The sequence below is a fragment of the uncultured Caldilinea sp. genome (assembly GCF_937128415.1).
Classification (GTDB): Bacteria; Chloroflexota; Anaerolineae; order Caldilineales; family Caldilineaceae; genus Caldilinea.
Genome location: NZ_CAKZMJ010000060.1, coordinates 1 through 5,722, shown reverse-complemented (window position 1 = coordinate 5,722; position 5,722 = coordinate 1). Strand labels below are relative to the sequence as shown.

The 5,722-nt window shown below is 63.8% G+C and carries 6 protein-coding genes; all 6 read right to left on the bottom strand.

The window, feature by feature from the left end; all coding sequences use genetic code 11:
- Nucleotides 1–321 precede the first annotated feature (321 nt).
- Nucleotides 322–1,074 carry a 6-phosphogluconolactonase gene (gene pgl / locus Q0367_RS09405; protein ID WP_297641113.1) on the bottom strand — a complete coding sequence of 251 codons (753 nt, stop codon included), beginning with the start codon at nucleotides 1,072–1,074 and terminating at the stop codon, nucleotides 322–324.
- Between the two features lie 3 nt (nucleotides 1,075–1,077).
- On the bottom strand, nucleotides 1,078–2,634 hold the full coding sequence (zwf, locus tag Q0367_RS09400) for a glucose-6-phosphate dehydrogenase (RefSeq protein ID WP_298981820.1): 1,557 nt from the start codon (nucleotides 2,632–2,634) through the stop codon (nucleotides 1,078–1,080).
- A complete protein-coding gene (locus tag Q0367_RS09395) occupies nucleotides 2,631–3,113 on the bottom strand; it encodes a hypothetical protein (protein WP_297641117.1) in 483 nt (160 codons plus the stop codon). Before Q0367_RS09395 ends, zwf begins: the two co-directional genes overlap by 4 nt.
- Nucleotides 3,114–3,117: 4 nt before the next feature.
- Nucleotides 3,118–3,627, bottom strand: coding sequence for a ferritin (locus Q0367_RS09390; protein WP_297641119.1), 510 nt, complete (start codon nucleotides 3,625–3,627; stop codon nucleotides 3,118–3,120).
- 624 nt (nucleotides 3,628–4,251) lie between these two features.
- Nucleotides 4,252–4,881, bottom strand: a complete 630-nt coding sequence (thrH, locus tag Q0367_RS09385; protein ID WP_298981817.1) for a bifunctional phosphoserine phosphatase/homoserine phosphotransferase ThrH — start codon at nucleotides 4,879–4,881, stop codon at nucleotides 4,252–4,254.
- 112 nt (nucleotides 4,882–4,993) lie between these two features.
- A partial coding sequence (locus Q0367_RS09380) for an SDR family oxidoreductase (protein ID WP_298981815.1) occupies nucleotides 4,994–5,722 on the bottom strand: 729 nt, incomplete at its 5' end.

The following is a 5,722-nucleotide window of genomic DNA, read 5'->3' as shown; positions in this document are numbered from 1 at the left end:
ACCATCCTCATGGTCACCCACGACATCGACCAGGCGCGACGCCTGGCGGACTACGTGGTCTTCATGTGGATGGGCGAACTGATCGAGCAAGCGCCGGCGGCGGAGTTCTTCGGCGCGCCGCAGGCGGAGCTGACGCAGGCATATCTGGCGCGGCGGATCGGGTGAACGCCACAGCAGCCGTCTTGACCCTCGGCCGTGAGGTCAAGCTGCTCACAACGCTGGACGATCTGGCGCGTAAACAGGCTCTGAAGGCGACGCGCAGCTGGCGGCCGCCTCCAACGCTTCTCGTTGCGCTGGAAAGGCTCCATTCCCAAGCCGCGCCTACGAAGCGGCGCCAAGCTCCCCATACGCAGCCTTGTCCACCAGCCACGTCAAATTGCCCCGCACCAGGCGCACGCCCTGCACGGGATAGCGCATTGGCTCGTGCGGTCCGGTGAGCACGGCTCGCAACGTCGCCGCTTTCTCTGCGCCGCTGACCAGGATCAAGACCCGCCGCGCTGCGTTGATCAACGGGTAGGTGAAGGTCAGCCGCATCTGACCGGTGGGCGCCGGGTTGGCCACGACCAACCGCACGCGTTCGTGCAGCGCCGGCGTCCCGGGGAAAAGGCTGGCGGTGTGGCCATCGACGCCCATGCCAAGCAAGATGAGGTCGAAGCGGGGCGCGTCGCCTGTGCCTGCAGCCGGGTTGGGCGGCACCAGCTCGCGCACGGCGCGCTCATAGGCCAGCGCCGCCGCGTCCGGATCGCCTTCGCCGGCCATGCGAAAGACCAACGCCGGCGGCTCGGCCAGGCGGTCGAGCAGCTCCTCCTTCACCATGCGATAGTTGCTCTCCGGCGAGGTCGGCGGCACGCAGCGCTCATCGCTCCAGAAGATCTGCCAGCGCTGAAAGTCCATGTAGGGGTCTTCGGCGAGCAGACGATAGACGGCGCGCGGGGTGGAGCCGCCGGCCAGCGCAACGCGGAAAAACTGCCGCCGGCCGATCGAGGCGGTTGCAGCTGCGGCGATCAGCTCGCAGGCGATGTGCGCCAGCGCTTCGGCGCTTGGCGCCACCTCCACCAGCACCTTCGACTCCATGAATCACCGCCCCTCGTTCAGCATCGACTCGAGCCACTGATGGCCGTCGCGCGCCAACAGGTCGTCGGCTTCCAGCGGCCCCCAGGCGCCGGCGGGATATTGCGGCAGCGTCAGCTTCTTGCCGCGTCGACGGAGAAGCTCCTCCTGGATCGCCCACCCATCGAGCACGTTGGTCACGCGGTCCCAGGCCAGCTCGGTCTCGTCGCGGCGGATGAAGAGCGTGCTGTCGCCCAGCATGGCGTCGAGCAGCAGGCGCTCGTAAGCGTCGGAGATGCTGGCGTCGCCGAAGGCGCGGCTGTAGCTGAAGTCCATGCTCACCTGTTCGACGTCGAGCTGCGGGCCAGGGCGCTTGGCGTCGAAGCGCAGGATGATGCTTTCGTCGGGCTGGATGCGCAGCGTCAGGCTGTTGTGCACGCGCTGGCTGCGCGTCTCGCGGCTGTTGAAGTACATCAGCGGCGGCCGGCGGAACATGATGTTGATGTCGGTCACCTTGACCGGCAGCGCCTTGCCGGTGCGAATGTAGAAGGGAACGCCGTTCCAGCGCCAGTTGTCAATTTCGAGCTTCCACGCCACGTAGGTCTCGGTCGTCGAGTCGGGCGGGATGCCCTCCGTCTCCAGGTAGCCGGGAATCTCGCGTCCGCCGACCATGCCCCTGGAGTACTGGGCGCGCACGACCCATTTGTTCACCTCCAGCGGGTCGATGGGGCGGATCGAGCGCAGCACGTTGACCTTCTGATTGCGCACCGACTCGGCGTCGTAGGCGACGGGCGGCTCCATGGCCGTCAGCGCCACGAGCTGCATCATGTGATTCTGCACCATGTCACGGATGGCGCCGGATTTGTCATAATAGCCTCCACGCGAACCGACGCCCAGGCTCTCGGCCACCGTAATCTGAACATGGTCGACATAATTTCGATTCCAGATCGGCTCGAAGATGCCGTTGCCGAAACGGAAGACCAGGATGTTCTGCACCGTCTCTTTGCCCAGGTAATGGTCGATGCGGTAGACCTGCTCCTCGCGGAAGAGCTTGAGCAGATGGTCGTTGAGCTTCTGTGCGCTCTCCAGATCGTGGCCGAAGGGCTTTTCGACGATCAGCCGCGTCCAGCCGCCGCAGGGCGAGTTGGCCAGTCCAACTTCGGCCAGCAGCGTTGTGATCGACTCGAAGACGTTGGGCGGGGTGGCCAGGTAGAAGATGTGGTTGCCTTTGGTCGGAAATTTGGCGTCTAGCTCGGCGATGCGCTGGGCCAGCGCCTCAAAGGAGCTGCGATCGTCGTAGCCTCCAGTTTGATAGAAGAGCCGTTTCGAGAAATTTCCCCAAAGCCCTTCATCGAAAGGAGCGCTTTGTTCTTCCGCCAGATGCTCGAGCAGCGCCTCGCGGATCTGCTGACGAAACTCCTCGTCCGTCATGCGCGTGCGCGCGTAGCCCAGCACGACGAAGCCCTCATGCAGCAGCTGCTGCTGGTGCAAGTGGAAGAGGGCGGGCAGCAATTTGCGCTTGGCAAGGTCGCCCGAGGCGCCGAAGACGACCATCAGGTTGGGCGGAGCGGTGCGTCGAATCATGAGCTGCGCTTTCTACGAATGCCATAGGCCTCCATGGTCAGCGGCCAGAAGAGCCAGACCAGGCCAATCAAGGGTTGAAAGAGTGGAAAGTAGCCGTAATCCTCTCCGAAATGGCGCCATACGGTGCGCCCGATGAAGTCAGGGTCGATGAAGCTCCAGGTTCCCACCACCAGGGTCATGAAGCTCTCGACGCCGAGCGCCAGCACCGAAAGCCACCATGTCCAGCGCCGTCGGTAGGCGAAGCCGAGCGTCGCCGTCAGGTAGCAGAGCGCAGCAAAGGCGCTGAGATAGACCGGCAAGTAATAGTCGATGTCGGCGCGAAAGAAGAGCTGATAAATGGCGCGCGCGCCGGTCGAGATCGCCAGAATCGGATAGGAGACCGCCAGCACGTAGCCGGCCGGACTGACAACGTTGGCCCACAGCGCTTCGCGACGGCTGGCGTATTCGCCGTTGGCGGAGGGCGTCAGGTTGCTGCTCATGGCGCTATTCGTCCTCGTCCTCCTCCTCGCTGCGGCCTTTCATCTCGGCGTCGAGCATCAGGATTGCGGCGGCGTCATTGCCCGCCATCGTCAAGCGGTCGACCATTTCGGTGGCGCTGGCCTCCTCCTCAACCTGCTCGTTGACGAACCATTGCAGGAAGACCTGCGTCGCGTAGTCATTTTCGCGAACGGCCTGAGCGTAGATGTTGTTGATCGAGGCGGTCACCTTGCGTTCGTGCTCCAGCGCCTGCTTGAAGATTTCAACCGGCGCGCCGAATTCGGAGGGCGGTTGGTCGACGGCGCCGATCTCCACGTGGCCGTTGCGGTCGACGATGAAATCCAGGATGCGCAGGGCGTGGCCGCGCTCCTCTTCGCTCTGCACGCGCATCCAGTGCGCCATGCCGAGCAGGTTGGCCTCGGCGAAATGGGCCGACATCGCCAGATAGAGATTGGAAGCGTACAACTCTTTCACAAGCTGTTGATTGAGCAACGTTTGAATGGATTGGCTTAACATCGAATTCCTCCTTTAGATTGCAACGATTCTGTGTAGGTGCGGAGGCCCTCACCCCCTGACCCCCTCTCCCAATGCTGGGAGAGGGGGAGAAAAACACCCGGATTCACCGTAGTTGCGGCTCGTAGCCGCAGAGCCCCGGCAGACCCAGGAGGAGGCCCTCACCCCCTGCCCCTCTCCCAATGCTAGGAGAGGGGGAGAAAGACACCCGGATTCACCGTAGCTGCGGCTCGTAGCCGCAGAGCCCCGGCAGACCCAGGAGGAGGCCCTCACCCCCTGGCCCCCTCTCCCAATGCTGGGAGAGGGGGAGAAAGACACCCGGATTCACCGTAGCTGCGGCTCGTAGCCGCAGAGCCCCGGCAGACCCAGGAGGAGGCCCTCACCCCCCGACCCCCTCTCCCAATGCTGGGAGAGGGGGAGGAGACACCCGGATTTCACCGTAGCTGCGGCTCGTAGCCGCAGAGCCCCGGCAGACCCAGGAGGAGGCCCTCACCCCCTGCCCCTCTCCCAATGCTGGGAGAGGGGGAGAAGCTGCACGTCCTCAAACACGCCATTTTTCATCGTACGCAATGCAGCCTTCAACTTCTGTAGGTGCAACTCCGCGCATGTAAAGAACAAAGTAATATCTTAAGCGATCTCCGCAATTTCGCAAAGGAAACGTTCCAGCTCCCTGCGCAGCTCATCGTAGGTGCGAGCTACAGGGAAGTGGGGGAAATCCTGAACAACGTTCTGCGGCGGGCGGAAGAGAATGCCCTGGTCTGCGGCGGCGAGCATCGTGGTATCGTTGTAGGAGTCGCCCACAGCGGCGGTGCGAAAGCCCAGGTCGCGCAGCGCCTCGACCGCCTTGCGCTTGCCGTCGGGGATGCGCAGTCGGTAGCCGGTCAACATGCCGCGAGCGTCGACCTCCAGCGTGTGTGCAAAGACCGTCGGCCAGCCGAGTTTGGGTAGGAAGGGCGCCACGAATTCATAGAAGCTGTCGGTGAGGATGACCATTTGGGCGCGCTGTCGCACCCAGTGGAGAAACTCTACGGCGCCCGGCAACGGCTCCATGCCGGCGATCACCTGTTGGATGTCGGCCAGCGTCAAGCCGTGGCGTTCGAGAATCTCCATGCGCTCGCGCATCAGGCGGTCATAGTCCGGCTCGTCGCGCGTGGTGCGGCGCAGCGCCGGCAGGCCGGTGCGCTCGGCCACTGCAATCCAGATTTCCGGCAAAAAGACGCCCTCCAGGTCGAAGGCGATGATTGGCGGCGATGACATGAACACGACTGCTCCTCTTTTCAATTTGCGTCAATGGCAAAAACTCGTTTCACCGCAAAGTGCGCAGAACGCTGCCTGGCGCTCCCCTCTGCGATGAATCCTCTCAACAGGATTATCGATATGCGCCGATGATCCGCTGATGGTCAAAATCGATCACTGCGCCGCTCATCATCGCTCCCTCCTCGGAAAGGAGCCACATCACCAGCCCGGAGACGTCGGGCGGGCGCAGGATGCGGCCGAACGGCATCTGCGCATCGGCGACTTCCAGCCAGTTGTCCCCGCGGCCTTCGGCGCGCTGCACGATGTCCTCGTTGGGGGTGAACATCCAGCCCACGTTGATGCAGTTGACGCGGATGCGATCGGCGCCCAGGACGACGGCGGCGTTCTTGGTCAACGTCATCAGTCCTCCCTTGGAGGTGCTGTAGACGGTGAGGTTGGGCAGGCCGCCGTGCGCGTTGATGCTGCCGATGTTGACGATGCTGCCCCCGCGGCCCTCGCGGCGCATGATGCGGGCCGCCTCCTGCATCAGAAAGAAAGGCGCACGCAGGTTGATCGCCATGATGCGATCCCACAGCTCCGGCGTGGCGTCATCGACCGAGCCGCGCTCCGTCGACGCCGCGCAATTGACCAGCCCATCGACGCGGCCAAAACGTTCGTCCGCCGCGCGGATCACAGCGCGGCAATCGTCGATGGAGGCAAGATCGGCCGGAACGAATAAGGTTGGGCAGCCCGCCTCTGTGATCTCGGCGGCGACGCGCGCGCCCCTCTGTTCATTGCGACCACAGATGACCAGGCCGGCGGCGTGATGTTGCGCCGCGCGTCGGGCGATGTCCTCGCCCAG